Origin of the sequence: Streptomyces sp. NPDC046915 (genome assembly GCF_040644935.1) — a bacterium.
Classification (GTDB): Bacteria; Actinomycetota; Actinomycetes; order Streptomycetales; family Streptomycetaceae; genus Streptomyces.
On the sequence record NZ_JBEYXB010000027.1, the window covers coordinates 29,164 to 53,485 of the forward strand.

At 72.4% G+C, this 24,322-nt stretch carries 26 protein-coding genes; 10 read left to right on the plus strand and 16 right to left on the minus strand.

What is annotated here, in order from left to right; genetic code table 11:
• The first annotated feature begins 17 nt into the window (after positions 1–17).
• Positions 18–236 (plus strand): hypothetical protein, encoded by a 219-nt coding sequence (locus ABZ915_RS42105; protein ID WP_361814560.1) that lies wholly within the window; start codon positions 18–20, stop codon positions 234–236.
• Positions 237–282: 46 nt separating this feature from the next.
• Here ABZ915_RS42105 and moaA read toward each other — a convergent pair whose 3' ends face one another.
• The 3 genes from moaA to ABZ915_RS42120 all read right to left on the minus strand — a co-directional run bounded on the left by moaA (position 283) and on the right by ABZ915_RS42120 (position 3,417).
• Positions 283–1,272, minus strand: a complete 990-nt coding sequence (moaA, locus tag ABZ915_RS42110) for a GTP 3',8-cyclase MoaA (RefSeq protein ID WP_361814563.1) — start codon at positions 1,270–1,272, stop codon at positions 283–285.
• A gap of 166 nt (positions 1,273–1,438) precedes the next feature.
• The gene (locus ABZ915_RS42115) at positions 1,439–3,064 is read right to left on the minus strand and encodes a cation acetate symporter (protein WP_361814566.1); all 1,626 of its coding nucleotides are present in this window, start codon (positions 3,062–3,064) and stop codon (positions 1,439–1,441) included.
• On the minus strand, positions 3,061–3,417 hold the full coding sequence (locus ABZ915_RS42120) for a DUF485 domain-containing protein (protein ID WP_361814569.1): 357 nt from the start codon (positions 3,415–3,417) through the stop codon (positions 3,061–3,063). Before ABZ915_RS42120 ends, ABZ915_RS42115 begins: the two co-directional genes overlap by 4 nt.
• A gap of 258 nt (positions 3,418–3,675) precedes the next feature.
• Between ABZ915_RS42120 and ABZ915_RS42125 the strand changes: the two genes are divergently transcribed.
• Genes ABZ915_RS42125 through ABZ915_RS42135 form a run of 3 tightly spaced genes read left to right on the plus strand, consistent with a single transcriptional unit; the run spans position 3,676 to position 8,184 of the window.
• Positions 3,676–5,202, plus strand: a complete 1,527-nt coding sequence (locus ABZ915_RS42125) for a S8 family serine peptidase (RefSeq protein ID WP_361814571.1) — start codon at positions 3,676–3,678, stop codon at positions 5,200–5,202.
• Between the two features lie 33 nt (positions 5,203–5,235).
• Positions 5,236–6,762 carry a S8 family serine peptidase gene (locus tag ABZ915_RS42130; RefSeq protein WP_361814574.1) on the plus strand — a complete coding sequence of 509 codons (1,527 nt, stop codon included), beginning with the start codon at positions 5,236–5,238 and terminating at the stop codon, positions 6,760–6,762.
• 48 nt (positions 6,763–6,810) lie between these two features.
• Positions 6,811–8,184 carry a CoA transferase gene (locus ABZ915_RS42135; RefSeq protein ID WP_361814577.1) on the plus strand — a complete coding sequence of 458 codons (1,374 nt, stop codon included), beginning with the start codon at positions 6,811–6,813 and terminating at the stop codon, positions 8,182–8,184.
• A 9-nt stretch (positions 8,185–8,193) separates the two neighbouring features.
• On the opposite strand, the gene ABZ915_RS42140 is transcribed toward ABZ915_RS42135, so the two are convergent.
• From ABZ915_RS42140 to ABZ915_RS42165, 6 genes are all read right to left on the minus strand, one after another.
• Positions 8,194–9,240: a zinc-dependent alcohol dehydrogenase family protein gene (locus tag ABZ915_RS42140; protein ID WP_361814580.1), complete on the minus strand. Its 1,047-nt coding sequence runs from the start codon at positions 9,238–9,240 to the stop codon at positions 8,194–8,196.
• 72 nt (positions 9,241–9,312) lie between these two features.
• Entirely contained in the window at positions 9,313–10,023 is a 711-nt protein-coding gene (locus tag ABZ915_RS42145; protein ID WP_361814583.1) for a VIT family protein, read from the minus strand.
• Between the two features lie 24 nt (positions 10,024–10,047).
• A complete protein-coding gene (locus ABZ915_RS42150; RefSeq protein ID WP_361814585.1) occupies positions 10,048–11,298 on the minus strand; it encodes an amidohydrolase family protein in 1,251 nt (416 codons plus the stop codon).
• Entirely contained in the window at positions 11,295–12,578 is a 1,284-nt protein-coding gene (locus tag ABZ915_RS42155) for an amidohydrolase family protein (protein WP_361814743.1), read from the minus strand. Before ABZ915_RS42155 ends, ABZ915_RS42150 begins: the two co-directional genes overlap by 4 nt.
• A 27-nt stretch (positions 12,579–12,605) precedes the next feature.
• Positions 12,606–13,490 (minus strand): SDR family NAD(P)-dependent oxidoreductase, encoded by an 885-nt coding sequence (locus ABZ915_RS42160; protein WP_361814588.1) that lies wholly within the window; start codon positions 13,488–13,490, stop codon positions 12,606–12,608.
• Positions 13,490–14,296: an acetoacetate decarboxylase family protein gene (locus tag ABZ915_RS42165; RefSeq protein WP_361814591.1), complete on the minus strand. Its 807-nt coding sequence runs from the start codon at positions 14,294–14,296 to the stop codon at positions 13,490–13,492. Before ABZ915_RS42165 ends, ABZ915_RS42160 begins: the two co-directional genes overlap by 1 nt.
• A 157-nt stretch (positions 14,297–14,453) precedes the next feature.
• On the opposite strand from ABZ915_RS42165, the gene ABZ915_RS42170 reads away from it, so the two are divergent.
• The 5 genes from ABZ915_RS42170 to ABZ915_RS42190 all read left to right on the plus strand — a co-directional run bounded on the left by ABZ915_RS42170 (position 14,454) and on the right by ABZ915_RS42190 (position 19,273).
• Entirely contained in the window at positions 14,454–15,452 is a 999-nt protein-coding gene (locus ABZ915_RS42170; RefSeq protein ID WP_361814594.1) for a DEDDh family exonuclease, read from the plus strand.
• A gap of 127 nt (positions 15,453–15,579) precedes the next feature.
• On the plus strand, positions 15,580–15,813 hold the full coding sequence (locus ABZ915_RS42175) for a hypothetical protein (protein ID WP_361814597.1): 234 nt from the start codon (positions 15,580–15,582) through the stop codon (positions 15,811–15,813).
• A gap of 49 nt (positions 15,814–15,862) precedes the next feature.
• On the plus strand, positions 15,863–16,657 hold the full coding sequence (locus ABZ915_RS42180; RefSeq protein WP_361814600.1) for an SURF1 family protein: 795 nt from the start codon (positions 15,863–15,865) through the stop codon (positions 16,655–16,657).
• A 61-nt stretch (positions 16,658–16,718) separates the two neighbouring features.
• Entirely contained in the window at positions 16,719–18,512 is a 1,794-nt protein-coding gene (locus ABZ915_RS42185) for a glycoside hydrolase family 15 protein (RefSeq protein ID WP_361814603.1), read from the plus strand.
• 5 nt (positions 18,513–18,517) lie between these two features.
• Entirely contained in the window at positions 18,518–19,273 is a 756-nt protein-coding gene (locus ABZ915_RS42190; protein WP_361814605.1) for an SDR family oxidoreductase, read from the plus strand.
• Between the two features lie 20 nt (positions 19,274–19,293).
• Here ABZ915_RS42190 and amaP read toward each other — a convergent pair whose 3' ends face one another.
• The 5 genes from amaP to ABZ915_RS42215 are packed head-to-tail and all read right to left on the minus strand — an operon-like array spanning position 19,294 to position 21,669.
• Complete coding sequence (gene amaP, locus ABZ915_RS42195; RefSeq protein ID WP_361814608.1) at positions 19,294–19,881, minus strand: alkaline shock response membrane anchor protein AmaP; 588 nt, start codon at positions 19,879–19,881, stop codon at positions 19,294–19,296.
• Positions 19,878–20,552, minus strand: a complete 675-nt coding sequence (locus ABZ915_RS42200) for a DUF6286 domain-containing protein (protein ID WP_361814610.1) — start codon at positions 20,550–20,552, stop codon at positions 19,878–19,880. The genes amaP and ABZ915_RS42200 overlap by 4 nt, the downstream gene beginning before the upstream one ends.
• A complete protein-coding gene (locus tag ABZ915_RS42205) occupies positions 20,549–20,932 on the minus strand; it encodes an Asp23/Gls24 family envelope stress response protein (RefSeq protein ID WP_361814613.1) in 384 nt (127 codons plus the stop codon). Before ABZ915_RS42205 ends, ABZ915_RS42200 begins: the two co-directional genes overlap by 4 nt.
• Complete coding sequence (locus ABZ915_RS42210; RefSeq protein ID WP_361814615.1) at positions 20,929–21,123, minus strand: hypothetical protein; 195 nt, start codon at positions 21,121–21,123, stop codon at positions 20,929–20,931. The genes ABZ915_RS42205 and ABZ915_RS42210 overlap by 4 nt, the downstream gene beginning before the upstream one ends.
• 48 nt (positions 21,124–21,171) lie before the next feature.
• A complete protein-coding gene (locus ABZ915_RS42215) occupies positions 21,172–21,669 on the minus strand; it encodes an Asp23/Gls24 family envelope stress response protein (protein ID WP_361814618.1) in 498 nt (165 codons plus the stop codon).
• 87 nt (positions 21,670–21,756) lie between these two features.
• Here ABZ915_RS42215 and ABZ915_RS42220 point away from each other — a divergent pair, with 87 nt between their 5' ends.
• Positions 21,757–22,491 (plus strand): nucleopolyhedrovirus P10 family protein, encoded by a 735-nt coding sequence (locus ABZ915_RS42220; protein ID WP_361814621.1) that lies wholly within the window; start codon positions 21,757–21,759, stop codon positions 22,489–22,491.
• Between the two features lie 370 nt (positions 22,492–22,861).
• Here ABZ915_RS42220 and ABZ915_RS42225 read toward each other — a convergent pair whose 3' ends face one another.
• Positions 22,862–23,674: an enoyl-CoA hydratase/isomerase family protein gene (locus ABZ915_RS42225; RefSeq protein WP_361814623.1), complete on the minus strand. Its 813-nt coding sequence runs from the start codon at positions 23,672–23,674 to the stop codon at positions 22,862–22,864.
• Positions 23,675–23,780: 106 nt separating this feature from the next.
• A complete protein-coding gene (locus ABZ915_RS42230; protein WP_004002281.1) occupies positions 23,781–24,002 on the minus strand; it encodes a helix-turn-helix domain-containing protein in 222 nt (73 codons plus the stop codon).
• Between the last annotated feature and the right edge of the window lie 320 nt (positions 24,003–24,322).

The window sequence follows — 24,322 nt, forward strand, 5'->3', positions numbered from 1 at the left end:
TGTGTGAGAACGAAACAGTGACTGACGAGACTCCCATCTGCTCCGCCAAGGGCTGCCGCGCCGACGCCGTGTGGGTGCTGGCGTGGAACAACCCGAAGATCCACACCCCGGACCGGCGCAAGACGTGGCTGGCGTGCGAGGAGCACCGCGAGCACCTGTCGCAGTTCCTCGGGGTACGCGGCTTCCTGAAGGACGTCGTCCTGCTCACCGAGTGGGAGTCGGCCGGTCAGGCCTGACGGACCAGACCTGACGGACCAGACCTGACGGATCAGACCTGACCGGTCATCCGCCGATCGCCGACATCGGCCGGTCCGGCTGGACGAAGGACGGGTCGTCCAGGCCGGCGCCTGCCTTCTTGCCCCACATGGCCTGGCGCCAGATGCGGGCGATCTCCTCGTCGGGGGCGCCGGAGCGCAGGGCGGCGCGGAGGTCCGTCTCCTCGGTGGCGAAGAGGCAGGTGCGTATCTGGCCGTCGGCGGTGAGGCGGGTACGGTCGCAGGCCGCGCAGAACGGGCGGGTGACGGAGGCGATGACGCCGACACGGTGCGGGCCGCCGTCGACGAGCCAGCGTTCGGCCGGCGCCGAGCCGCGTTCCCCCTCACCCTCGGGGGTCAGCTCGAAGCGGGTGCGCAGCGAGGTCAGGATGTCTCCCGCGGTGACCATGCCCTCGCGCTTCCAGCCGTGCTGGGCGTCCAGGGGCATCTGCTCGATGAAGCGCAGTTCGTAGTCGTGCTCCACGGCCCAGGCGAGGAGGTCCGGGGCCTCGTCCTCGTTCAGGCCGGGCATCAGGACCGTGTTGACCTTCACCGGCGTCAGTTCGGCCTCGCGGGCGGCCCGGAGACCCTCGATGACGTCCTTGTGGCGGTCGCGGCGGGTGAGCCTCTTGAACACGTCCGGGCGGAGGGTGTCGAGGGAGACGTTGACCCGGTCCAGGCCGGCCGCCTTCAGGGCGGTCGCGGTGCGCCCCAGGCCGATGCCATTGGTGGTGAGGGACGTCTGAGGGCGGGGCTCCAGGGCCGCGACGCGCTCGACGAGGCCGACGAGACCGGGGCGCAGCAGGGGCTCACCGCCGGTGAAGCGGACCTCGGTGATGCCGAGGGAGGTGACCGCGATGTCGATCAGGCGGACGATCTCGTCGTCCGTGAGCAGGTCGGGCTTGCCCAGCCACTTCAGGCCCTCCTCGGGCATGCAGTACGTACAGCGCAGATTGCAGCGGTCGGTCAGCGAGACCCTCAGGTCGGTGGCCACCCGGCCGAATGTGTCGATGAGCACGTGTGCCCCCTCCCCAGTCGTGGATCACGACGATCATCACTCGTCTGCCGTCACTTGCGAGCCTACGCGACACCACTGACAGCGACACAGAACCGATCCCACCACATGGGACACGGCCGCGTCATAGGGTCCTACGGTCCCCACGACGCGGCCGCTCGTACCAAGCTCAGTGCGCCCCGGTCCCGGTCAGGGCCCGCACCTCCAGCTCCGCGTACTTGCCGGCGTCGGGCGTCTCCTTCGACAGCAGGGTGCCGACGACGCCCAGCAGGAAGCCGACCGGGATCGAGATGATGCCCGGGTTCTCCAGCGGGAACCAGTGGAAGTCGACGTCGGGGAACACCGACGTCTCCTTGCCGGAGACCACCGGGGAGAACAGCACCAGGCCGACCGCGGTGACCAGGCCGCCGTAGATCGACCACAGGGCGCCGGAGGTGGTGAACCGCTTCCAGAACAGGCTGTAGAGGATGGTCGGCAGGTTGGCGGAGGCGGCGACCGCGAAGGCCAGGGCGACCAGGCCGGCCACGTTCAGGTCGCGGGCGAGGGCACCCAGCAGGATCGAGACGGCCCCGATACCGACGGTGGCGTACCGGGCCGCGTTGATCTCCTGTTTCTCGGTGGCCCGGCCCTTCTTGATGACGTTGGCGTAGATGTCGTGGGCGAAGGAGGAGGACGAGGCCAGGGTCAGGCCCGCGACGACCGCGAGGATCGTGGCGAAGGCGACCGCGGAGATGGTGGCGAGCAGGATGGCGCCCCAGTTGGAGTCCACCCCGCCGAGGTGGAGGGCCAGCAGGGGTGCCGCCGTGTTGCCGGCCTTGTTGGAGGCGACGATCTCGTCCGGTTTGATCAGCGCGGCGGCGCCGAAGCCGAGGGCGAGGGTCATCAGGTAGAAGGCGCCGATCAGGCCGATCGCCCAGATGACCGACTTACGGGCGGCCTTGGCGGTGGGAACCGTGTAGAAGCGGATCAGGATGTGCGGCAGGCCCGCCGTGCCGAGGACGAGGGCGATGCCCAGGGAGATGAAGTCCAGCTTGGTGGTGCCCGTGGCGCCGTACTTGAGGCCGGGCTCGAGGAAGGCGGAGCCCTTGCCGCTGTTGTCGGCGGCCTTGCCCAGCAGATCGGAGATGTTGAAGTGGAACTTCAGCAGGACCAGGAAGGTCAGCAGCACGGCGCCCGCGATCAGCAGCACGGCCTTGACCATCTGGACCCACGTCGTGCCCTTCATGCCGCCGATGGTCACGTAGACGATCATCAGGACACCGACCAGCGCCACGATGCCGATCTTGCCGCCGTCGCTGGTGATGCCGAGCAGCAGCGAGACGAGGACGCCGGCGCCGGCCATCTGGGCCAGCAGGTAGAAGATCGACACGACGATCGTGGACGTACCGGCCGCCGTGCGGACGGGGCGCTGGCGCATGCGGTACGCCAGCACGTCGCCCATGGTGTAGCGGCCGGAGTTGCGCAGCGGCTCGGCGACCAGGAGCAGGGCGACCAGCCAGGCGACCAGGAAGCCGATGGAGTACAGGAAGCCGTCGTAGCCGAAGAGGGCGATGGCGCCCGCGATGCCGAGGAAGGACGCGGCGGACATGTAGTCGCCGGAGACGGCGAGGCCGTTCTGGAAGCCGGTGAACTGCCGTCCGCCGGCGTAGAAGTCGGCGGCGTCCTTGGTCTGGCGGCCGGCCCAGACGGTGATGACGAGGGTCGCGGCGACGAACACCGCGAACAGGGTGATGATCAGGGGCCGGTGCTCACTCGCCTCGCCGGCCGCCAGCACGCTCTGCTGCGCGATGCTCATGCGCCGCCCTCCATCCGGGACTTGATGGCCTCCGCCTTGGGGTCGAGGTGAGCGGCGGCGCGCCGCGCGTACCACCAGGCGATCAGGAACGTGGTGAGGAACTGGGCGAGGCCCAGCACGAGGGCGACGTTGACGTTGCCGGCCACCTTGGTGCCCATGAAGTCGCCCGCGTAGATGGAGAGCAGGACGTACAGCACGTACCAGGCGATGAAGGCGACGGTCAGCGGAAAGGCGAAGGAACGGTAGGAGCGGCGCAGTTCCCCGAACTCCGCGCTCTCCTGCACCGCGGCGAACTCCTCGGTGGAGGGGAGTCGGGGCTGGGTCTTCGAGGGGGGCGGTGTCTCGGTGGCCACGGAGTCTCCTCGTGTTGCGGGCGGTCTGCGACGGGGGGCTCGATCCTGCTCGGGCTCCCCGTCGAAGGTCCACGGCGCCACGCGAGGACCGGTTCAAGTCCTATGAGTTCTTTCGGAAGTCGTCTGCCGTGGTCATTGCTGGCCGGCGAGAGGCCGGGATAGCTTCGCCCTGCACAACTAGTCATGTACCTGCCCGAGGAGCATCTGTGTCTCGGGCCGGTTTCGTTTTCGGATGACCTCGGATGATGTGGAGATCCCATGTCTCATCTGCGCTCCAGACGCCGGCTCGCCCTCGCCGTGCCCGTCGTGCTGTCGCTGACCGCGTCGCTCGGCTTCCTCCCGTCGACGGCGTCGGCGGCCCACCTGACGGCGAAGGCGACGCGCGCGGCGGACGGCCCGAACCTCGCGTACCTCGTCAACACGAGGACCGATCACCACACCATCGCGTCGGTGCGGAAGGCCATCGAGGCGGCCGGCGGTTCCGTCGTGGTGACGTACGACAGGATCGGCGTGATCGTCGTCCACTCCGCGAACCCGGACTTCGGCAAGCGGATCCGCGCGGTGCGCGGAGTGCAGTCGGCGGGTGCCTCGCGGACCGCGCCGCTCAGCGCGGCGGGGACGACGGACGAGGGCGCGGTGCAGGTCCTGTCGAAGGCCCAGGAGGCGAAGCTCGCGAAGAGCGCGGCGGCGGGCGAGGAGCCCCTGGAGGCCGACCAGTGGGACCTGCGGGCGATCGGCGCCGACAAGGCCGCGCGGATCGACCCGGGCAGCAGGCGGGTGACCGTCGGTGTCATCGACACCGGCGTCGACGACACCCATCCGGACATCGCCCCGAACTTCTCCGCCGCCCAGTCCGCGAACTGTGTGAGCGGCAAGGCGGACACGACGTACGGCGCCTGGCGGCCGGTGGACGCCGACCACTACCACGGCACGCATGTCGCGGGTGAGATAGCCGCGGCCCGCAACGGCACAGGCGTGGCGGGGGTGGCCCCGGGTGTGAAGGTCGCGAGCATCACCGTGGCCCAGCCGGACGCGAACTCGCTGTTCTTCCCCGAAAGCGTGGTCTGCGCCTTCGTGTTCGCCGCCGATCACGGCATCGAGGTCACGAACAACAGCTACTACGTCGATCCGTGGGAGTACAACTGCATGGACGACCCCGATCAACGTGCCATCGTCGACGCGGTCAACAGGGCCCAGCTGTACGCCCAGCGCAAGGGCACGCTCAATGTGGCCGCCGCGGGCAACTCCAACGACGACCTCGACTCGGACGCCCTGGTCGACGCTTCCAGCCCGGACGACTCGACCCCCACGACCCGGACGGTCGACCCGCACGAGTGCTTCGACGTGCCGACCCAGCTGCCCGGCGTGGTCACGGTGAGCGCGACCGGCGTGAAGGGCGCCAAGTCGTACTACTCCAGCTACGGCAAGGGCATCGTCGACGTGGCGGCCCCCGGCGGCGACAAGTTCCAGATCCCGGACACGCCGTCCAAGAACGGCCGCATCCTGTCGACCCTGCCCAACGGCCAGTACGGCTTCCTCCAGGGCACCTCGATGGCCTCCCCGCACGTGGCCGCCGTGGCCGCGCTGCTGAAGTCCGCCCACCCGCACGCCACCCCGGCGCAGCTCCAGGCGCTGCTCAAGGCCGAGGCGGACAACCCCGGCTGCCCGAGCGACCCGTACGACGGGGACGGCGACGGTGTCGTGGACGCGACCTGCGTGGGCGGCAAGCGCGTCAACGGCTTCTACGGGTTCGGCATCGTCAACGCGCTGCGCGCGGTCAAGTAGCCCCGGCATCGACGAACGGGAGAGACAACACCCATGACTGCGTCCCACCAGCGCCACCGTCGCGCCCTCGCCCTTCCGCTCGGGACGGCGATGGCGACGGCCCTCGCCTTCCTGCCGAACGCCTCGGCGACGGCGGCCCCGGCCGCAGCACCGGCCGCCACCGCCGCGGCGGACGCGACCTCGCTCAGCTACGTCGTCAACGTCCGCCCCGGGCACGCCGCTTCCGCGCGCGTGGAGAAGGCCATCGACGAGGCCGGCGGCTCGGTCGTGATCGCCTACGACCGGATAGGCGTGATCGTCGTCCACTCCTCGAACCCCGGCTTCGCCGCGGCCATACGCAAGGTGCGCGGCGTCGACTCCGCCGGCGCCACCCGCACCGCGCCGCTGCCCGCCCAGTCGACCACCGACGTCGGGACACCGAAGGTGCTGAGCGACGCGCAGGTCGCGAACGCGCGGGCGGCCGACGGACAGGACCCGCTGGAGCCCCTCCAGTGGGACCTGCCGGCCATCAAGGCGGACAAGGCGCACGAGAAGACCCTCGGCAGCCGGAAGGTCACCGTCGCCGTCGTCGACACCGGTGTCGACGACACCCACCCCGACATCGCGCCCAACTTCGACCGTGCCGCCTCCGCCAACTGCGTCTCGGGCAAGCCGGACACCACCGACGGGGCCTGGCGGCCCAGCGCGAGCGAGAGCCCGCACGGCACGCACGTGGCCGGTGAGATCGCGGGCGCGAAGAACGGCGTCGGCATCACGGGCGTGGCGCCGGGCGTGCGGGTCGCGGGCATCAAGGTCGGGAACCCGAGCGGCTACTTCTACACCGAAGCCGTGGTCTGCGGCTTCGTGTGGGCGGCCGAGCACGGCGTCGACGTGACCAACAACAGCTATTACACCGACCCGTGGTACTTCAACTGCACCACCGATCCGGACCAGAAGGCGCTGGTGGACGCCATCACCCGGGCCACCCGGTACGCGGAGCGCAAGGGCACGGTCAATGTCGCGGCGGCGGGCAACGAGAGCTACGACCTGGCGTCCGACTCGATCACCGACCCGGTCTCACCGAACGACTCCACCGCGTCGGACCGGGTGATCGACCCGCACAAGTGCTACGACATCCCCACCCAGCTGCCAGGGGTCGTGACGGTCGCGGCGACCGGCGCCAAGGGCATCAAGTCGTCCTTCTCCAACTACGGCCTGGGCGTGATCGACATAGCCGCCCCCGGCGGCGACTCGACGGCCTACCAGAAGCCGGAGCCCCCGGCCACCAGCGGCCTCATCCTCGGCCCGCTGCCCGGCGGCAAGTGGGGCTACATGGCCGGCACGTCGATGGCGACCCCGCACGTCGCCGGTGTGGCCGCATTGATCAAGTCAACCCACCCGCACGCCTCCGCGGCCCTGGTGAGGGCCCTGCTGTACGCCGAGGCCGACGCCACACCGTGCACCGACCCGTACGACATCAACGGCGACGGCAAGATCGACGCGGTGTGCGAGGGCTCGAAGAACCACAACGGCTTCTACGGCTGGGGCACGGCGGACGCGCTGGCGGCCGTGACGAAGTGAGGCGGCTCGGGCCATACATTGATTGAGTCAATACTGCATAGTGCAGTCATGACTGGAATCAATTTCGCCTGGTCCGCCCTGGGCGGCGACCCCGCCCTCGTGGCGCGGGTCGGCACCGTGGTCAGGGAAGGCGCGCTCCGGGCGCGCCTTCCCGTACGGGAGCTGGCCCGCTCCTGCGTGGGGGCCTGCGCGCTGGCCGCCGCCGAGTTGGGGGCGCGGCGGGGCGGGCTCGCCGAGGTGCCGGCGGTGCGGGTCGACGACGGGGCGGTGGCGGCGGCCTTCCACAGTGAGCGGCTGCTGACTGTCGACGGGCGGGCGCCGGTCGCCTTCGCGCCGCTGTCGCGGTTCTGGCGTACGGCCGACGGATGGGTGCGCACGCACGCCAACTATCCCCACCACCGGACGCGGCTGCTGGATGCGCTGGGGCTGCCGGAGGACGCGTCCGTGGAGGCCGTGGCCGAGCGGCTCGCCGAGCGGCCCGCGCGCGAGGTCGAGGAGACGGTGTACCGGGCGGGGGGCCTCGCGATCGCGCTCCGTACGCCCGAGGAGTGGGCCGCGCACGAGCAGGCCGCCGCCGTGGCCGCACGCCCGCTCGTCGAGCGCGGACGGCTCGGCCCGGCACGCGCGCGCGTACTGCCGCCCGCACGGGACTCCTCTTCCCTGCTGCCCGCCGCCGGCCTGCGCGTCCTGGACCTGACCCGGGTCCTCGCGGGCCCGGTCGCCACCCGCACGCTCGCCCTGCTGGGCGCTCAGGTGCTGCGCGTGGACCCGCCGCACCTGCCGGAGCTGTCCGACCAGCACGCCGACACGGGCTTCGGCAAGCGGTCGGCGACGCTGGACCTGGCCACGGACCGGCAGGCCTTCGAGGAACTGCTGGCCGCCGCGGACGTGGTGGTCACCGGGTACCGGCCGGGCGCGCTGGACCGGTTCGGCCTCTCCCCCGAGGCGCTGGCCGAGCGGCAACCCGGGCTGGTCGTGGCGCAGGTGTCGGCCTGGGGCGGGTACGGGCCGTGGAGCGGGCGGCGCGGCTTCGACAGCCTGGTGCAGGTCGCCACCGGCATCGCGGCCGTCGAGGGCTCGGCCGGCCGGCCCGGTGCGCTGCCCGCGCAGGCGCTGGACCACGGCACCGGCTATCTGCTGGCCGCCGCCGTACTGCGGGCGCTGACCGAGCAGTCGTACGACGGCGGTGGCCGCGTCGTCCGCCTCGCGCTCGCCCGGACCGCGCGCTGGCTGACGGACGAGGCGGCGCCGGAAGCGGGCGGTGACCTGCCCTACGACGGGCCGGACGCCTGGCTCGCCGAGACGGACAGCCGGCTGGGGCGGCTGCGGTACGCGCGCCCGCCCGTGTCCTTCGCGGGCGGCCCGGCAGACTGGGCGCGGCCGCCGGTGCCCTGGGGGACGGACGCGGCCCGCTGGGCGTGACGCCGCGGGTCAGCCGTTCGTGACCAGCACCTTGAGGGCGGTGCGCTCGTCCATCGCCTTGTAGCCGTCGGGGACGCCCTCGATGCCGACCGTCATGTCGAAGACGGGCGACGGGTCGATCGTGCCGTCCAGGACGTCGGGCAGCAGGTCGGGGATGTAGGCGCGGACCGGTGCGACACCGCCGCGCAGCGCGAGGTTCCGGTCGAACATGACGCCGAGGTCGAGGCCGGTGCCGCTGCCGTGGGGCACGCCCACGAAGCCGATGGCGCCGCCGTCGCGGGCGACGCCGACGGCGGTCCGCATGGACTGCTCGGTGCCGACCGCCTCGACGACGGCGTGCGCGCCCTGCCCCCGGGTGAGCTCGCGGACCGCCTCGACGGCCGCGTCCCCGCGCTCCGCGACGACGTCGGTGGCGCCGAAACGGCGCGCGATGTCCGTACGCACCTGGTGCCGCCCGAGGGCGATGATCCGCTCCGCGCCGAGCCGCTTGGCGGCCAGCACGGCGCACAGACCGACCGCGCCGTCCCCGACGACGGCGACCGTGGCACCCGGGCGGGCGCCCGCGCCGAGGGCCGCGTGGTGGCCGGTGCCCATGACGTCGGACAGGGTCAGCAGGGCGGACAGCAGGTGGTCGTCGGAGGCCGCCTCCTTGGGCAGCTGGACCAGGGTGCCGTCGGCGAAGGGCACCCGGACGGCCTCGCCCTGGCCGCCGTCGTAACCGACCGAGCCCCAGAAGCCGCCGTGCTCGCACGAGGTGGTCAGGCCCTCGCGGCAGAAGTCGCAGACGCCGTCGGACCACATGAAGGGCGCGACCACCAGGTCACCGCGCCGTACGGTGCTCACCTCGGAGCCGGTCTTCTCGACGAGGCCGAGGAACTCGTGCCCGATGCGCTGTCCCGGCTGCCGGGCCGCCTCGCCGCGGTACGCCCACAGGTCGCTGCCGCAGATGCAGGCGCGCAGCACCCGTACGACGGCGTCGGTGGGCAGCCGCACCACGGGCTCGGGCACGTCCTCCACGCGCATGTCGTACGGGGCGTGGATGGTGGTGGCGCGCATGACGAGGGTCCTTCTTCCTGCGAAGACGAGGGGTGGATGCAGCTCACGGTACGCCGTCGCCCCCGTGCGCCCTCACACCCCCGCCACGCCCAGCAGGGTCCCCGCCACGTACGTCACCCCCATGGCCAGCGCCCCGCCCACGACGTTCCGCAGCACCGCCCGGCCCGGAGCCGCGGCGCCCAGGCGGGCGCTGCTGAAGCCGGTGAGGACGAGGGCGGCGAGCACGGACGCCACGGTCACCGGCAGGCGCAGGCCGGCCGGCGGGAGGACGATCGCCAGCAGCGGCAGCAGGGCGCCCACGGTGAAGGCCAGGAAGCTCGCCCAGGCCGCGTGCCACGGATTGGTCAGTTCGTCCGGGTCGATGCCCAGCTCCACGCGCGCGTGGGCCTTCAGCGCGTCCCGCGCGGTGAGCTGCTCCGCCGCCTCCCGCGCCACCTCCCGGGACAGCCCGCGCTCTTGCAGGAGCTCGGTCAGCTCCTCCAGTTCGGCGGCGGGCTGCTCCCTCAGCTCCTGCTTCTCCAGGGCCAGGGCGGCCATCTCCGAGTCGCGCTGGGTCGACACCGACACGTACTCGCCCGCCGCCATCGACATCGACCCGGCCAGCAGCCCGGCCAGGCCCGCGGTGAGCAGGGCGGCACGGGAGTCCGTGGCACCGGCCACACCGACGACGAGGCCGGCGGTGGACACGATGCCGTCGTTCGCGCCGAGGACGGCGGCCCGCAGCCAGTTCAGGCGCGAGCCCAGCGCGCCGGCGTGCGCCTCGTCATGGGTCGGTTCCGTCACACCAGGAGGATTCCACCCCGGCCGTCACCACACCCGTACCGACGCTCCCCGCGCGAACACGGGGCTCGTCGCGTCCGCGGGCGGTTCGAGGAGCGGCTCGGCGAGCTCCGCGACCGTCGGGCCGACCTTCGCCGCGATCGGGTCCAGGAAGTCGAGGTCGAAGCCGTACACACGGGCGGCGTTGCCCCCGAGCATGGCCGTGAGCTCGTCCCGGGGGACGCCCGCGTAGGCGAAGCGCAGGGCTTCCCGGGAGTAGGGATGGGTGCCCTCGTCGTGGGGGTAGTCGCTGCCCCACATGATCTTGTCGACGCCGATGCGGTCGCGCAGCGGCACCTCGTGCGGGCGCATGAAGCTGGCGCCGACGAAGCAGTTGTCGCGCCAGACCCGCGAAGGGGCCCCGCCCATGCCGGCGGCCAGCCCCGCGCCGAACTTGGCCTCCGCCGTGGCCGCCTTCGTCGCGGCGGCGACCAGGCGGCCGTGGTAGTAGTCCAGCATGTCGAGCACTCCGGGGATCCAGCCCGAGCCCTGCTCGGTCAGGACCAGCCTCAGGTCCGGGTGACGGCGGAAGGCGCCGCCGAAGACGAGGTGCCACAGCGCGCGGTGGGAGAACCAGGTCGTCTCGACCATGAAGACCGCGCGGGCGGCCGGTTCGTCGCCGAGCGGCGGGGAGGCCGAGCCCGCGTGGTGGTTGACGGGCACGCCGAGTTCCGCGCAGACGGCCCAGATCGGGTCGTACGCCGACGAGTACAGCTCGGGCAGCCCCGAGCCCGGTGGTGTGCCCGGCAGCAGCACCCCTCCCCTCAGGCCCGCGCCGGCCGCCCACCGGATCTCCCGCACGGCCTCCTCGACGTCGTTCAGGAGGATCTGGCAGACGCCCGCGCGACGGCCCGGCGCGGCCGCGCAGAAGTCCGCCAGCCAGCGGTTGTGGGCGCGCAGGCCCGCCCACCGGCACTCGAACTCCTCGGCGGTCGGCGTGGGCGCGCTCAGGGAGCCGGACGGGAAGAACGGCGGGATGGTGTTCGGGAAGACGACCTCCGCGACGATCCCGTCCGCCTCCAGCTCGGCCAGCCGGAGCTCGGAGTTCCAGTTCCGGTCGGCGGAGTCGGCGAGCAGGTCCTCGTACGGGTTGACGTACGTGGCCGCCCAGGCGTCGAAGTCCTCGTGGTACCGCCGTTCCAGGTAGGGCCGGTAGTCGAGGAGGTCGGCGCCGGCGTGGCAGTCGGCGGAGATGACGGTGCAGCGGTCCTCGCCGAGGTCCGGGTCCGGGGAGCTCACGGGGTCACCCCCAGGGCCGGGAAGTCGTGGCCGGTCAGCCAGTGGCGGCCCACCTCGCGCGAGCGCGCCCAGGACGCCTCGACGGCCGCCTGGTCGTCCGGCTGCCCGAGGTCGGCGGGGGTGGGGCCGATGCGCCGGGCGAGCGGGGCCAGCCGAGCCACGTCGAAGCCGAAGGCCTCGGCCGCCGCGAGCCCCAGCATGCGGCGGGTCTCGGTCACCGGGATGTCGTGGAAGGTGCGGCGCAGCCACGCGCGCGTGTCGGGCCAGGTGCCCTCGGGGTGCGGGAAGTCGCTGCCCCACAGGATGTTGTCCACGCCGATCTCGTAGCGCTGGGCCAGCTCGCGGCGCTTGGTGTTGGTGGCGCAGACGAACACCTGCCGGTCGAGGTACTCGTGCGGCGGGCGCTTGAGTTCCTGGAAGGGCGAGAGCTTCTTGCCGCCGTGCGCGCCCAGGTAGAGGCGGTCCATGAACCACAGCAGGTTCGGCAGCCACCAGCAGCCCGACTCCGCCACCCCGAACCGCAGGCCGGGATGGCGTTCGAAGACTCCGGACCACAGCAGGAACCACAGCGGCCGGGCGGGCCACCAGGTGACCTCGGAGACGTAGATCCCGAGGTGGTCGCCGTACTCGTGCCGCGGAGCCGCTCCGGAGTGCGTCAGCAGCGGCATCCCGCACTCGGCGGCCGCCGCCCACACCGGGTCGTAACGGCGGTCGTGGTACGGCTCCTTGTCGACCCACATGGACGGGATCATCAGGGCGCCGAGCCCGGACTCCTTGGCGCGGCGCACCTCGGCGACCACCCGCTCGGCCGGGGCCGTGACGGGCAGCAGGGCCACTCCGCAGTGCCGTTCGGGGTGCTCGGAGACGAAGTCGGCCAGCCAGCGGTTGTGCGCCCGCGCGCCCGCCATGCCCAGTTCGGGGTCCTGGTCGCCGGACAGGCCGAGGCCCACGCCGAAGGGAGCGGCCGTACGGCTGTCCACGGCGTCGGCGTCCGGGAAGACCACCTCGGCGGCCACCCCGTCGCCGTCGAGCTCCTTCAGCCGCTGAGCGGTGTCCCAGCCGCCACGCAGGCCCTCCTCGTTGTCCTGGAACCACTTGTCCGCGAACGCCTCGTTGCGGATGCCGAGCCGGGTCATCTCCTCGCGGCGCCGGCCCTGGCCCGCGAGGAACTCGTCGAAGTCCCGGTGGAACCGGGCCTCCAGGTAGGGCCGGTACTCCTCGGTGGGCAGCCCGGCGTGGCAGTCGGAGGAGATGATCAGGTAGGGCTCGTGATCGGTCATCGTGTCCTGGTCGGTCACGCCGGCCTCCTAATCCAGGATGAAGCTTTCGAGGTACGACGGGTTCGCCCGGTGGAGCATCGAGTCCGCCCTGGCCCGGATCTGCGCGTCGCTGTGCTCGCTCGGCGGCAGCAGCCAGAAGCGGTCGGCGCGGATGCCGTCGACGACGAGGCCGGCGACCTCCTCGACGGGCGTGAAGTCGACCTCCTTGCCCGCCGCGCGCATCGCCGCCTCCCACTGGTCGAGGCTGCGGTAGGGGGTCCTGCGCGGCCTCTCCTTCGCGTACCGCTCGGGCCGGTTGCGGTGCGACTCCCACAGGCCGGTGCGCAGCATGTGCGGGCCGGGGAAGAGCACCGACGCGCCCACGCGCGCGTGTTCCGCCCTCAGGTGGGCGTACAGGGACTCGGTCAGCGTGACGACGGCCGCCTTGGTGACGGCGTACACGGAGGCGGTGGGAAGGGGGGCGATGCCGCCGTCGCCGGAGGAGGTGTTGACGACATGACCGGGCTGACCCGCCTTGATCATCCGTGGCACGAACGCCTGGACGCCGTGGAAGACGCCCCACACGTTGACGGAGAACGCCCACTTCCAGTCGTTCGGGTCGTGCTCCCACATGCGGCCCTCGGCGCCCGAGCCGACCCCGGCGTTGTTGCACAGGACGTGCACGGCGCCGTAGGTCTCGTACGCCGACTCGGCCAGTTCCAGGACCTGTTCGCGGACGCCGACGTCGACCACGCGCGCGTGCACGTCCGCGCCGTCCGCGCGCAGGTCGTCGGCGGCCTTGTCCAGGGCGGCCGCCTCGACGTCGGCGAGGACCACCTTCAGGCCTTCGGCCGCGAACCGCCGGGCCATGGCGAGGCCGATGCCGCTCGCGGCGCCGGTGACGACGGCGACCTGTCCCTCCCTCAGCTCCATCACAGGCTCCCCTCGGGAGTCTCCGGCGGTGCGTCCAGGACCTGGCGCGGATCGTCGTACCGCTGGTGGATGTACGGCAACAGCGCCTGTGGATCGACCCGTTCGACGACCCGGCCACGCTGGTCGCTGGTCTTCCGGCCGAGGGTGATCTCGACGAGGCGCAGGACCGGCAGGTCGGCGACGGGGTCGTAGACGGATTCGCGCAGCACCACGTCCCCGGTCACCGCCTCCAGCTCGCTCACCCTCTCGTGGCGCACGCAGTGCACCAGCAGCGGGTCGCCGTCGAAGCCGGAACCGTCCACCGCTGGAAGGAACTTGAAGTAGAAGTCGGTCTTCCGGGTCGGCTCGGGCAGGGGCAGCTCGCCGCTGACGGCGCCGCGCACCTCGACGAAGGCGGTGCCGTGCCGGGCCAGCGACGCGCGCACCGCCGGGCCGTCGCGCTCGACGGTCACCTCGCCGAGCTTCTTGGGCTCGCCGAAGACCTCGCGACCGCCGGTGAGGGCGCGCTCGTGGGTCATCGGCATCACCAGCGGGTACCAGCCCTCGGTTCCGCCGTGGGCGGCGGCGACGGCGAACGAGCCCGCGCCGAGCGGGTATCCGGGCAGGTCGACCTTGCTGATGCTGACCCGGACCAGGGGCCGCCCGGCCGGTTTGAGCGGGGGCGGCAGCACCGCCGCCACCGCGTCCGGATCGGTCTCCCAGAGGGCCACCACGCCGGTGGACCAGATGTCGGGGAGCTTCGCGCTCGCGGTGCGCGCGGCCGTGACCTCCGCCTCGGTCCGTGCGCCGTACCGTACGCGTGCCATACGCCGTACCGCCCTTCCATGGGCCGTCAACCGCCGGGCGGCAGCACGGTCGCACCGTGTGGTGAAGGTGTCCATAGCCGCGCACGTGGACATGTGGGGCAACGGACCCGAACCTCCGGGAGAGGACTGTCGGTCGTGGCCCGTATCCTCAGTGACCATGCTCGATGACCGAACGACCGCAGCGTCCTCCCCCACCCGGTGGCCGGCCGCGTATCCCCAGGGATACGCGGTCGTTGACGTGGAGACCACGGGCCTGGCCCGGGACGACCGGATAATCTCCGCGGCCGTCTACCGGCTGGACGCGCGCGGTGAGGTCGAGGACCACTGGTACACGCTGGTCAATCCGGAGCGGGACCCGGGCCCGGTGTGGATCCACGGTCTGACGAGCGACGTGCTCGAGGGCGCGCCGCTGTTCGCGGACATCGCGGAGGAGTTCGCCGCCCGGCTCGCGGACCGGGTGCTGGTCGCGCACAACGCCGTCTTCGACTGGCAGATGATCGCCCGGGAGTACGCGCGCGCGGAGCGCGAGGCCCCGGTGCGGCAGCGGCTGTGCACGATCGCGCTCTCGAAGGAACTGGGGCTGCCGCTGCCCAACCACAAGCTGGAGTCGCTGGCGGCCCACTTCGGCGTCGTGCAGCGGCGCGCGCACCACGCGCTGGACGACGCGCGCGTGCTCGCGGAGGCGTTCCGGCCCAGTCTGCGGGCCGCCGCGGAGGGCGGGGTACGGCTGCCGCTGCTGGAGTGCCGGGCACTGACGGAGTGGCAGGACCGGCCGGCGCCCCTGATCGGCCGCCAGGCCGGCGGCGGGGGGTACGGCGGATACCGGCCCGGTACCTGGCGTCCGGCCCGCAAGCGGCCCGCGTGCCCGTATCCCAACCCGGGCCGGTACGAAGAGGGCAAACGTCTCAAGCAGGGCATGCGGGTCGCGTTCTCCGGGGACACCTCGGTCGAGCGTGACCTGCTGGAGGACCGGGCGACCGAGGCGGGGCTGCATGTCGCGACCAGCCTGTCCCGGCTGACCAGCCTCCTGGTGACCAACGATCCGGACTCGGGCACCTCGAAGGCGGCCAAGGCGCGACAGTACGGGACGCCGGTGGTGGACGAGGCGGCGTTCGGCCAGCTCCTCGCGGATGTGGAGCCCGCGCCGGAGGAATGACCGTACGGACGAACGACCGTACGGACGAACGACCGTATGGAGGAACGACCGTACGGATGGGTGATTGCCGTGCGACTCGCCCGGCGGCCGCTCGCCCGGGAGGCGGCGACGGCTCACTCTGTGGCGCATGGCGAGATGTGAAGTATGCGGCAATGACTACGGTATGACCTTCGAGGTGCACGCCCAGGGGGCGGTGCACGTCTTCGACTGCTTCTCCTGCGCGATCCACCGCATGGCGCCGATCTGCGAACACTGCCGGGTGCAGGTCATCGGCCAGGGCGTCGAGGTCGAGGGCCACTGGTACTGCGGCGCCCACTGCGCGCGCTCCGAGGGCAAGGTGGGCGTCGTGGACAAGGTGTGATCCGGTACCCGCCCGATTGCGCCCCACGACCGAGTTGTACCGTCGTGGGGTGCACCGCTACCGCTTTCTGCTGACCCGCCAGTGGGTGATCCTCACCCTGGTGGCCCTGCTGCTGATCCCCACCATGATCTGGCTGGGCATCTGGCAGAAGCACCGGTACGAGATGCGCAGCACCCGCAACCATCTGGTCGCCGAGGCGCTGGCGGCCGCGCCGGTGCCCGTGGAGCGGCTGAGCTCCCCGGGACACGCCGTCACCCGCACCGAGAAGTACCGCAGGGTCACCGCGACCGGCACCTTCGACACCGCGCGGGAAGTGGTCGTCCGGCGTCGTGTCAACGCCGACGACGAGGTCGGATTCCACGTCCTGACGCCGTTCGTGCTGACGGACGGCAAGGTGCTGCTGGTCAACCGCGGCTGGATCCCGGCGAACGGAGCGCAGACCGCCTTCCCCAAGATCCCCGCACCGCCCGCCGGCCGGACCACCGTCACCGGGCGGCTGATGGCCGACGAGACGACGGCGGCCAGCGGCATCAAGGAGATCAAGGGGCTGCCGGACCGGCAGATCATGCTGATCAACAGCGCGGAGCAGGCCCGGCGGCTGAACGCACAGGTGCTCGGCGGCTACATCCAGCAGACCGCTCCGGAGCCCAAGGGCGACACCCCCGAGCTGCTCTCCGACCCCGGCAAGGAAGACGCCCCGCTGAACTACGCGTACATGATCCAGTGGTGGCTGTTCGCCGCGGGCGTCCCGTACGGCTGGTTCGTGCTGGTCCGCCGCGAGGACCGGTCCCGGGCGGAGGCGGCGGCGCAGCCGAGCGAGGAGCCCGCGACCGCCGGGGTGTGACGTCACCTTCCCGGACCAGCCGGCTGATTGTGGCCGCGGCACACCGGGAATCCGGAAACCCGTGCAACCGCGCATCGAGGACTACGCCCTCATCGGCGACGAGCAGACCGCGGCACTGGTCGGCAAGGACGGCTCCGTCGACTGGCTGTGCCTGCCCCGCTTCGACTCCGCCGCCTGCTTCACCCGGCTCCTGGGCGACGAGGAACACGGTCACTGGAGGATCGCCCCCAAGGGGGCCGGCCCCTGCACCCGCCGCGCCTACCGCCGCGACACGCTCGTCCTCGACACCGAATGGGACACTCCGCAGGGATCGGTCCGGGTCACGGACCTGATGCCGCAGCGCGACCGCGCACCCGACGTCGTACGCGTCGTCGAGGGCCTCTCCGGCAAGGTCACCGTCCGCAGCACCCTGCGCCTGCGCTTCGACTACGGCTCGATCGTGCCGTGGATGCGCCGGTCCGGCGGCCACCGGGTCGCCGTCGCGGGGCCCGACTCGGTGTGGCTGCGCAGCGAACCGGCGGTGCGCACCTGGGGCGAGGACTTCGGCACGTACTCGGAGTTCACCCTGGCGGCGGGCGAGCGGGTCGCGTTCGTACTCACCTGGCATCCCTCGCACCAGCCGCGCCCCCCGCTCGTCGATCCGTTCGTCTCCCTGCGGGACAGCGTCGCGGACTGGCGGCGCTGGGCGTCCCGCTGCCGCTACCGGGGGCCGTACCGGGACGCGGTGGTCCGCTCCCTGATCACCCTCAAGGCCCTCACCTACGCGCCGACCGGCGGCATCGTCGCCGCGGCCACCACCTCGCTCCCCGAGGAACTGGGCGGCGTACGCAACTGGGACTACCGCTACTGCTGGCTGCGCGACTCCACCCTCACCCTGGGCGCCCTGCTGGCCGCCGGCTACCGCAAGGAGGCGGAGGCCTGGCGCGACTGGCTGGTGCGCGCGGTCGCGGGCGACCCGGCGGACCTCCAGATCATGTACGGCCTCGCGGGCGAGCGCCGGCTGCCCGAGTTCGAGCTGCCCTGGCTGCCCGGATTCGCCGGTTCGGCGCCCGTGCGGATCGGCAACGACGCCGTGCGGCAGCTACAGCTCGACGTGTACGGCGAGGTCATGGACTCGCTGTCGCTGGCCCGGCGCGCGGGCATGCCGCCCAAGCCGCACATGTGGTCGCTCCAGGGCGTGCTGCTGGAGTTCCTGCGCTCGGCGTGGCGGCAGCCGGACGAGGGCCTGTGGGAGGTACGCGGCGGACGGCGGCAGTTCGTGCACTCCAAGGTGATGGTGTGGGTGGCCGCCGACCGTGCCGTGCGCACGCTGGAGGAGAACCCCCAGCTGGCCGGCGACCTCGACGGCTGGCGCGCGTTGCGCGACGAGGTGCACCGGGAGGTGTGCGAGAAGGGCTACGACCCCGAGCGGAGGACCTTCACGCAGTACTACGGCTCGCGTGAACTCGACGCTGCCGCGCTGCTCATCCCGCGCCTCGGCTTCCTGCCGCCGGACGACCCGCGGGTGATCGGCACGGTCGACGCCATCCGCGCCGGGCTCGGGCAGGGCGGCTTCGTGCGCCGGTACGACACCGACGACAGCGACGAGACGTCCGTCGACGGGATGCCCGGCGGGGAGGGCGTCTTCCTGGCGTGCTCCTTCTGGCTCGCGGACGCCCTGCACCTGACGGGCCGGACGAAGGAAGCCCGGGAGCTGTTCGAACGGCTGGTGGGCGTCACCAACGACGTGGGGCTGCTGTCCGAGGAGTACGACCCGGTGGCCGACCGCCAGCTGGGCAACTTCCCGCAGGCGTTCAGCCACATCGGCCTGGTGAACACCGCCCTCGCCCTGTTCGGGAGCGGCGAGGCAGGATAGGGGCCATGGATCTTGGACTGAAGGACCGGGTGTACGTCGTCACCGGGGCCACGCGCGGCCTGGGCAACGCCGCCGCGCGCGAGCTCGTCGCCGACGGGGCGAAGGTGGTCATCACCGGGCGGGACGGGCAGCGGGTCGCCGACGCGGCGGCCGAGCTGGGCCCGAACGCGGCCGGTGTCGCCGTCGACAACGCCGACCCGCAGGGCGCCGAGCGGCTGATCGCGACCGCCCGCGAGCGCTTCGGCGGCTTCGACGGCATCTTGATCAGCGTCGGCGGGCCGCCACCGGGCTTCGTCACCGACAACACCGACGAACAGTGGCGGGGCGCGTTCGAGTCGGTGTTCCTGGGTGCGGTACGGCTGGCTCGCGTGGCGGCCGCGGAGCTGGAGCCGGGCGGGGTCATCGGGTTCGTGCTGTCCGCCTCGGTGCACGAGCCGATTCCGGGCCTGACCGTCTCCAACGGGCTGCGGCCGGGGCTCGCCGGGTTCGCCAAGTCCATCTCGGACGAGCTGGGGCCGCGCGGGATCCGGGTGCTGGGGCTGCTTCCGTCGCGCATCGACACGGACCGCGTGCGCGAGCTGGACGGGTTGTCGGCGGACCCGGAGGCCACTCGGGCGGCGAACGAGTCCCGGATCCCGTTGCGGCGGTACGGGACGCCCGAGGAGTTCGGGCGGGTGGCCGCGTTCCTGTTGTCTCCGGCCGCGTCCTATCTGACGGGGATCATGCTGCCGGTGGACGGCGGAATGCGGCACGGTTTCTGAGGGCCTCGGCTCACCCTCTCTCAGGTCACCCTCTCGGCCTTGTGCTTGACCTCCCGCAGGCGTACCTCCGCCGGGAGCTTCGCCAGTCCCGCCGACTCGCGGGCGTGGGTCAGAGCCTGGGCCGTCAGGTCGTGCAGGACCGTGCCGGGGTCCACGTCCGGCTCCAGTCGCAGCCACACCCGCGCGCGGGGAGCCGTACGGCGGCCGGTCAGCATCAGACGGGTGTGGGCCACGCCCTCCTGGCCGGCCGTGTCGGCGGCCAGGACGTCTTCCAGGGCCCGGCCGCGCAGCAGCGCGCCCTCGCCGTCGCCGGTGTCGACGAGCACCTCGGCGAGCCGGCGGCGGCGCAGTACCGCCACCAGCCACCACAGGGCCAGCAGGACCAGGAGGGCGAGCGCGGCGAGGACGGTCGGCCACCACCAGCCGGCGTCCCGCCAGCGGGTCCGCTCGGCGTCGCTGAGCAGGACGTCGTGCCGTCCGTCGTGGATCCACCAGGAGGGCGGCCGGACGCCCAGCCCGATGGCCAGCACCGAGCCGCCGAGGGCGGCCAGCAGCAGCCCGATCAGTCCGACGAGCGTGCGGTTCACGGTTCTGAGCACCGCGTTCACCCCTTCCGTCCGGGGCGGTTGACGTGCACCGACAGCGCGGGCGGCCGGGTCAGGCCCAGGCCCTGGACGGCCGCGGTGAGGGCGGTGTCCAGGTCGGCGCGTACGTCGTCCGGGTCGCGGAAGTGCGAGACCGCGCGGACGGCGGCCTTCCTGCGGCCCATCCGCGCCCTTACCGACCGCACGCCCGAGATCTCCATGGCCCGGTCGCGCAGCACCAGGGCCGCCGCCGCGCGCTGGAGTCCGGCGCGGACGTCGGGGTGCGGGCGCCGCATCGGCAGGAGGCCCCGCAGGCCGGGCGTGACCGCGAGCACGAGCAGCCAGAGGCCGAGGGCCAGCGCGACGCCCGCGCCGGCCAGCACCCAGGTGTCGTCGAGCTGTCGTTCGGCGAGTTGGCGGGCCAGGTCGCGGCGCCAGCCCATGGCGGGCCGGTGGGCGCGGACGGCGGCGATGTCGTAGAGGAAGACACCCGCGCCGAGCAGGAGCAGTACGGCGACGATGCCCGCCGGGACGCGTCGGGCCGACCAGAAGCGGCCGTCCCTTCCGCCGTCCGCCACCGGCGGGGGCGCCTCGACCGGCGGGAACGCCTCCACCGGTGGGGACGTCTGCTCCGCCTTCTCCATGACGACCGGCAGTGGCTGGGTGGTGCTCTCGGTTCCCCGGGGTTCGCTCATCGCGTCCTCCCCTGTGCCGTCCCCTGCGGATGCGTCGGATGCAGCCGTTCCACCTGGACGGCGACCTCCGGCACCTCCATTCCCGCCAATGCGGTTACCCGCTCGGTGACCCGGCGACGCACCGCACGGCAGTGGGCGGGCACGTCGGCCGGATAGCCGAGTTCCAGGCGGACACGGACGCGGACGGTGTCGTGGTGGACGACGACGGTGGCGCGCGGCTGTTCCGCCTGTCCGGGCAGCGGGCCGAGCGCCTCGCGTGCCGCCTGCGCCGCGATCTTCGCGACGACCCCGTCGGCGATCCGCAGGGCGCCGCGCTCGCCGGGCGCGACGACGGTCACGGGACCGCGTACCTCACCGACCCCGCCGCTCACGGACGTCACCGCCGCCGGTCGCGCCGGTCGTCCCGGGTGCGGAAGAAGTCGCCCAGCTCCAGGTCCCCCTCGAGGAACCGGCCGGCGACGAACCCGACGGCACCCAGGGCGGCCACCAGCAGGAAGGCACCGAATCCGCCGAAGTACCCGGCGAAGCCCAGCGCCATCCCGGCGATCATGCCGACCACGGCCATGCTCATGCTGTGCTCCTCAGCTCCTCAGCCGTGCGTTGTCCGGGCCGCCGGGCGTCACTGGATCCGGGGCTCCGGCTCCTCTTCCTCTTCCTCCGGAAGCTTGACATCGCTCACCGCGATGTTGACCTCCACGACCTGTAGCCCGGTCATCCGCTCCACCGCCGTGATCACGTTCTCCCGCACGGCATGGGCGACGTCGGCGATCGCCACGCCGTAGTCCACGACGATCTCCAGGTCGAGCGCGGTCTGTACCTCGCCGACCTCGGCCTTCACTCCCCGGGTCACCGACTTGGTACTGCCGGGCACCCGGTCGCGTACGGCGCCGAAGGTCCGCGCGAGTCCGCTGCCGAGCGCGTGCACCCCGACCACGTCCCGCGCGGCCAGCGCCGCGATCTTCTCCACGACCCCGTCGGCGATGGTGGTGCGTCCCCTGGTCGCGGGATCCCCGCCCCCGCGCCGTGTCGGCTGTGCCCTGCGGGTCCCCGGTGTCTCGGGCATCTCCGTGGCGCCCGTGGGATCCGTCGTCCGGTCCTGATTCGTCATGTCGGTCATGGCCGTACGTCCTCTTCGGTCGTCCTCCTTCGACCACGGTAAGTGTGCTTGCGCCGTCTCGCCCCAGGGATGCGGCAGGCTGGAGCAATGACGGCGGAGCGATGGGCGCGTGCGGTGCGACAGCAACTGGGCCTCGGCAGGCTGCTGCCGCTGGGCGGCGCGCGTGACGGCGCGTGGATCGCGGAGGGGGCGGCCGCGGAGGTGCTGCGGCGCGCGACACGGGAAGTGACGGATGTGCGGCTGGGCGCGCTGCGGCTCGGGCTCGCCCGGCCGGAGGACACCGAGGAGCCCGTCGTACCCCTGCCGCCGAGTGCGCTGCCGCCGGGTCCGCTCCGGCTCACGGCCGATTTCGCGGCCGCGGCGGACATGCCCCTGCCCGACACGGCGTCCCGTCTGCGTCTGGTCCTGGCGGCGGCCGCGACGGAGGGGCTCGGGCTCGCGGTCGCCGAGGTGGACCTCAGGGTGACCGGCCTGCTGGACGACGAGGAGCCGTCCGTCCCGGCCACGGAGACGGTGCCGTCGGTGCCGGCCCGGGAGACGGCGGACGCCGACGAGACCCGGGCCGCCGAGGCCGCCCTCGCCGTGCCCGGCGTGACCCGGCTCACCGGCGCGCTGGGCGGCCTGGGCCGGGCGGTGCGCATCGAGGAACGGCGGGCCGAGGACGAGGCCGACGCCACGCTCGCGCACCGCCACGTCCGGGTGGAAGTGGCGGTGGACGCCGCGTACCGCGCCCTGGACGTGGCCCGGCGGGTGCGCGCCGCCGTCGGCGACGCGCTACGGGATCACCCGACGGTGGCCGTGCTGGTGACGGCCGTCGACTGACCCGCTACGGCTCACTCGCCGATGCCGGCCGGACACCTCAGCCACCGCACCTGAGCCTGACGCTCCACGGCACACGCTCGCACCGGGGAACGGCGGACATGGCCGAGCCGTCGGGAACGCGCTGCGGAGTCACCCGACCGTGGCCATGCCGACGACCGCCGTCGGCCGACCCCGTACGCCTCACTCGCCGATGCCGGCCGGACACCTCAGCCACCGCACCTGAGCCTGACGCTCCACGGCACACGCTCGACGGCCCGGACCGGCCGTGCGCACCGAGGAACGGCGGACATGGCCGAGCCGTCGGGGACGCGCTGCGGAGTCACCCGACCGTGGCCATGCCGACGACCGCCGTCGGCCGACCCCGTACGACTCACTCGCCGATGCCGGCCAGGTCCCGCAGCCGCCGGGCCTGGGCCTGGCGTTCCGCGGCGCGCTGTTCGTCGTAGCCACGGGCCGCCGCCCCGCGCAGCAGGGCCTTGGTCTCCACGACCGCGTCGCGGGGTGCCGCCAGCAGCGCCGCCGCGAAGTCGCGGACCGTGCCGTCGAGTTCCTCCACCGGCACCGCGAGGTTGGCCAGCCCCGAGCTCACCGCCTCCTCGGCCTGCACGGACCGTCCGGTCACGCAGATCTCCAACGCCCTGGCGTACCCGACCAGTTCCACCAGCGGGTGCGTCCCCGTGAGGTCGGGCACGATCCCGAGGCTGGTCTCGCGCATGGCGAACTGCACATCGTGCGCGACGACGCGCAGATCGCAGGCGAGAGCCAGTTGGAAGCCGGCACCGATGGCGTGCCCCTGGACAGCGGCGACGGACACGATGTCGTTCCGCCGCCACCAGGTGAACGCCTCCTGGTAGCCGGCGATGGTCGCGTCGAGCTCGGCGTCGTCACGGCGCGCGAGGTCGACGAAGGTCGGCTCGCCCTCGATCCCCTCGGGCGTGAACATCTGCCGGTCGAGCCCGGCGGAGAAGGACTTGCCCTCACCGCGCAGCACGACCACCCGGACGGAGCCCGGCAGCAGCCGGCCGGCCTCGGCCAACGCCCGCCACAGAGCCGGGCTCTGGGCGTTGCGCTTGGCCGGGTTGGTCAACGTCACCATGGCGAGCGCGTCGTCCACGGTGAGTCGTACGCCGTCCTGGTCGAACAGGGGAACCAGGGAAGCAGGGTCCTTCTCGGGCGAAGCCATGGGGCGCCTCCGATGCGTGCGGTCAGCTAAGTGACTGCACAGTAACCACCCGGCCGATCACCCGACCGACCGGGTGGCCACCATCGAAGCCGATGGGCCGCCCGGATCAGGACGATGCGGCTTTTTTGCCCCTGGTCGCTCCGCCACGCCCACGGAGCGTGACGCCCGACTCACTGAGCATCCGGTGTACGAAGCCATACGAGCGGCCGGTCTCCTCGGCCAGCGCCCGGATGCTCGCACCGGAGTCGTACTTCTTCTTCAGGTCTGCCGCGAGCTTGTCGCGCGCGGCGCCGGTCACCCGGCTGCCCTTCTTCAGAGTCTCGGCCACCCGTGCCTCCTCATGGGAAGTGCGCTCTGGTCTCCTCATGATCACCCCTCCGGGGCTCGATGGCCACCCATTCGGCAAGGTCCGTGAGACACGGTTTTGACGACAGGAGCACATCCCCACAAGCGGAACTGACGATTCCAGACGTGCGCGTCCGTACGGCCGAACGGGTTCTTTCGTGAATCAGCAGGTCAGAGACGCGAAGCGGCCGACCCCTCGGTGACGCAGGGATCGGCCGCGAAATCGATGTAGGACACACCTCGATACGAGGAGATCTCACACAGATGATGGATCACGGATCGGCCGAATGATCCATACCCAGT